5 protein-coding genes and 1 pseudogene are annotated in these 3,987 nt (G+C 37.3%); 3 read left to right on the top strand and 3 right to left on the bottom strand.

Annotation, left to right across the window (positions count from 1 at the left end; genetic code table 11):
- Nucleotides 1-401, bottom strand: a 401-nt coding sequence (locus VLB74_RS00265) for a hypothetical protein (protein ID WP_325201468.1), incomplete at its 3' end; no start/stop codon positions are given.
- 184 nt (nt 402-585) lie between these two features.
- Between VLB74_RS00265 and VLB74_RS00260 the strand changes: the two genes are divergently transcribed.
- A complete protein-coding gene (locus VLB74_RS00260; RefSeq protein ID WP_325201467.1) occupies nt 586-1,125 on the top strand; it encodes a Riean_0653 family protein in 540 nt (179 codons plus the stop codon).
- Nucleotides 1,126-1,168: 43 nt separating this feature from the next.
- Here the strand turns inward: VLB74_RS00260 and ruvC are convergent, their stop codons facing one another.
- Nucleotides 1,169-1,723, bottom strand: coding sequence for a crossover junction endodeoxyribonuclease RuvC (ruvC, locus tag VLB74_RS00255; protein ID WP_325201469.1), 555 nt, complete (start codon nt 1,721-1,723; stop codon nt 1,169-1,171).
- A 23-nt stretch (nt 1,724-1,746) separates the two neighbouring features.
- Here ruvC and VLB74_RS00250 point away from each other — a divergent pair, with 23 nt between their 5' ends.
- Both VLB74_RS00250 and VLB74_RS00245 read left to right on the top strand, forming a co-directional pair.
- Complete coding sequence (locus VLB74_RS00250; RefSeq protein WP_325201466.1) at nt 1,747-2,691, top strand: hypothetical protein; 945 nt, start codon at nt 1,747-1,749, stop codon at nt 2,689-2,691.
- On the top strand, nt 2,679-3,806 hold the full coding sequence (locus tag VLB74_RS00245; protein WP_325201465.1) for a glycosyltransferase family 2 protein: 1,128 nt from the start codon (nt 2,679-2,681) through the stop codon (nt 3,804-3,806). Before VLB74_RS00250 ends, VLB74_RS00245 begins: the two co-directional genes overlap by 13 nt.
- A 1-nt stretch (nt 3,807) precedes the next feature.
- Here VLB74_RS00245 and VLB74_RS00240 read toward each other — a convergent pair.
- A pseudogene (locus VLB74_RS00240) lies at nt 3,808-3,987 on the bottom strand (hypothetical protein); the annotation flags it as partial.

The following is a 3,987-nucleotide window of genomic DNA, read 5'->3' as shown; positions in this document are numbered from 1 at the left end:
TATTCATTATCGTATATTTTTCCGTTAAAATTAACTTTAACTGTTTTGTTTGTAGTGTTGAGTTCTATCAATTCAAAAGTAAAACTATCATCACTGTAGTAAGCAAATGAGGTCTGAAGCGGCACAGTGCTTTCAGCACTATTTGGGTGAACAAAAGATTGGTAAAGGTTTCCGTGGGTGTTGAATTTAAAAGAAACGCCCAATCCATTTGGTGTGTCTCCGGCAACTTCAATAAAATCTTCCTGTCTGATAGCTTGCCAGCTACTTACTGTTTTTTCTGTCCCATTGTACGTAAGGTTGAAATGTTGACTCTCTTGAGGTGAGTCTGATGAACTGTCTGAAGAACATGAGAACAAAGAAGTCGCTAATACAAATACAGCGAAAAATTTAAAAATTTTCATACTTGGTTTTTTATGGTTTTCGCAAAAATAAGTTTATTTTTTAATTCTGCTTTATTTTTTCAATAATTTACTGATTAGCAGTTATTTGATTTTTACTACAAAAATGATGGTTGTTAAAATAGAATTGAAAAGATATTTTGTTCGGTAAAAGCTCTATTTTTGGTCAAATTTTAACCAAAATATCATGAAAAAATTAAAACATTCGCTTCTTATTTTACCATTTTTGTTTTTATCCTGTTCTTCGGACGACAGTTCTTCCACTCCGGCAGATACACAGCCTGAATTTGCTATGACTGCAACTATTAACAGCGCACAATTCAAAGCAAATAATCCATTTGGAACCAACGCTTATTCTACAACAAATATTTGGGATTATTTTCCGGAAGAAGATTTTGTAATGCTACAAGGCAGACAAGGTGGTGTTTGGGGAAATCCTGAGATAAATATTTGGTTAAAAAGGTCAGATATCGTAGTTGGAACATATCCTATTGGAGGTGAGGCTTTCGAAACTCCACCATCTCACTTTATTGATCTGGTTGATAATATGAACGACGAATCTGAATACACAAAACAAGGATCTATTACAATCACTTCCGTTAATACGACTACAAAAATCGTAAAAGGAACTTTTACATTCACAACCGTTGATGATCCAAACAATCCGGAAGCTCCTGTGAATAATACAGTTACTAATGGAACTTTCAACTATAAATATGCTGAATAAATCCAAAAGATTATAATAAAAATAGCCAACAATTATTTGTTGGCTATTTTTTTATCCGGTTTTCATTCTGCTTCACAAAAGCATCCCAACCCGAATAGCTTTTTCCAATTTCGACTCTACCCGAATTGAAAAAATGACACACTGCTGCTGCCAAACCATCGGTAGAGTCAAGATTTTTAGGTAGTTCTTTTAAGCCGAGTAATTGTTGCAGCATTTTGGCTACCTGTTCCTTACTGGCATTTCCATTTCCGGTAATGGCCATCTTTATTTTTTTCGGCTCGTATTCGGTAATAGGAATATCGCGTGACAAACCCGCTGCCATGGCCACTCCCTGAGCACGTCCCAATTTTAACATCGACTGAACGTTTTTTCCGAAGAATGGTGCTTCAATGGCAATTTCATCCGGATGGTAGGTGTCAATCAATTCGATGGTACGCTCGAAAATTCGTTTCAGACGCATGTAATGATCATCCATTTTATTGAGCTGTAATTCGTTCAGCTGAATGAATTCCATTTTTTTATTCACGACACGAATGAGTCCGAAACCCATAATGGTCGTTCCCGGGTCAATTCCTAATATGATGCGTTCGTTTGCCAATTTTAATTTGTTATTTTGCACGGATGATTTCGATACCCCACAAAGCTAAACAATTCCTCGTTCTTCTGATCAAACTTTTGGTAGTGGGAGGTGCATTTTATTTTATTTATAATCAGTTGGCCAATAACGACAAACTTGATTGGGTTAAATTCACCGCACTTTTGAAGGAAAAAAAATCGTTTGGGAATATTTCGCTGATTCTACTGCTGACTTTCTTAAATCGTTTTCTCGAAATTTTGAAGTGGCAGAATTTGGTGGAAGTGATCAATAAAATAAAAATAAGAGAAGCGTCAAAGCAGGTTTTAGGAGCGCTGACCGCCGGCTTGTTTACACCAAACGGAATCGGGGAATATGCCGGGAAAGCCTTGTTTTTTGATAAATCCCAAACTAAAAAAATAGTTTTTCTGAATTTGATCTGCAATGGAATCCAAATGGTGTTAACGATTGTTTTCGGGATTTTCGGTCTAATGTATTTCAATGCGGAATTTGAAATAATCACTGCAGAAACCGTCGGAATTCTGTTTGGGATCTTGGTTTTGACCATCGGGGTTTTGTTTTTTGTCAAGAAGATAAACATCAGAGGCTATTCGCTTGAAAAACTCATCCATAAAATAAATGGTATTCCGAAACGGATTCACAATAAAAACATTTTGTTGGCTGTTGGCCGTTATTTGGTTTTCTCGCATCAGTATTATTTACTATTTTTAATTTTCGATGTGGAAATTCCGTATTTATTGTTAATGGCGGCCATAACCAGTGTTTATTTTTTGGCGTCATCGTTGCCAACGTTTCAGTTTCTGGATTTCGCGGTAAAAGGAAGCGTAGCGGTCTATTTCTTCGGGTTGCTGGGTGTAAACGAATGGATAGTCGTGTTTATCAGTATGCTGATGTGGTTTTTGAATGTGGTGATTCCGGTAGTAATCGGCAGTTATTTTGTTTTAAATTTTAAGGCACAATGGAAATCATAAACTTGCTTTTTGTATTGATTTTTATCAATTACGTATTCTTTATCGGATTGTTGATTTGGGGTTTTTCGAAAGTAAATTATTTTCAGAAAACGAGTCCCGAAAAAAAAACCGGATTTTCCGTCGTGATTCCGTTCCGGAACGAAGCGCACAATCTTCCTGATTTATTGCAGTCCCTGTCGCAACTTAATTACCCGAAAGATCAATTCGAAGTAATATTTGTTGATGATGAATCAAAGGACGATTCGGTTCGTGTCATCAACCGATGGCGAATGGAAAATCCATGGGTACATCTTACTATTCTGGATAATGTAAGGGTTTCAAAATCGCCAAAAAAAGACGCAATCACTCGTGCAGTAACTATCGCAAAGCATAACTGGATTATTACTACTGATGCCGATTGCATTGTTCAGAAGGATTGGCTTTCTGTTTATGATGCCTGCATTCAGAATAGTGGGGCCGAAATGATAGCCGGGGCAGTCAAATTCCCGACGAAAGGAGGATTGTTGTCCCATTTTCAACAAATGGACTTGTTGAGTCTGCAAGGCGCGAGTATCGGCAGTTTTGGTCTGAATGAAGCATTCATGTGCAACGGAGCCAATTTTGCCTACACGAAAACGTTATTCTCCGATTTGAAAGGATTCCACGGGAATAACCATATTGCTAGCGGTGACGATGTTTTTCTGTTGCAGAAAGCCATTGCCAATTTTCCTGAAAAAGTGCATTATCTGAAAAATAGCGATGTTGTAGTTACTACAAAACCCGAGAAAAGCTGGTTTAAATTATTCAAGCAAAGGGTGCGTTGGGCTTCTAAAGCATCTGCTTATCAAAGTGATTTTGCAAAAGGATTGGCGATTATGGTTTTCGTGGCCAATTTTTTTCTTGTTTTAGCTGTGTTGCTGATGGCTTTCGGAATTATGGATTGGCAATTCCTGTTGGCTTTGTTTTTGGTGAAGTTTGTAGTCGATTTTATTTTAATGTATCAAGCAAACCGATTCCTGAAAATGCGTATGTATTCAGTAGTGGTAAGTGGCTTGATTTATCCTTTTTTCAGTACATTCGTGGCATTATATTCGCTGGTTGGCGGGTTCGAATGGAAGCGCGAAAATATCAAATAAGCTATTCTGTTTTCAGGATTACAGGCAATACAAATTGTGTTTTTACCGGAATACCGCGTTTAATGGCTGGGTTTACTTTTGGTAAATCCACCAGTTTGGCGTGTAAAATGCTGTCAATTTTAATTTTATCGTAAGCTACACTGTCTTTCGGGAACTGCGGCTCGAATTGTAAACGGGAATC

The organism is Flavobacterium sp., assembly GCF_035456225.1.
Classification (GTDB): Bacteria; Bacteroidota; Bacteroidia; order Flavobacteriales; family Flavobacteriaceae; genus Flavobacterium.
Note: the sequence above shows the minus strand (reverse complement) of the source record. Positions and strands in the feature narration are given on the sequence as shown.

Coding starts and splice junctions, on each gene's coding strand:
- VLB74_RS00260 (WP_325201467.1), top strand. CDS start 586: ATGAAAAAATTAAAACATTCGCTTCTTATTTTACCATTTTTGTTTTTA.
- VLB74_RS00250 (WP_325201466.1), top strand. CDS start 1,747: ATGATTTCGATACCCCACAAAGCTAAACAATTCCTCGTTCTTCTGATC.
- VLB74_RS00245 (WP_325201465.1), top strand. CDS start 2,679: ATGGAAATCATAAACTTGCTTTTTGTATTGATTTTTATCAATTACGTA.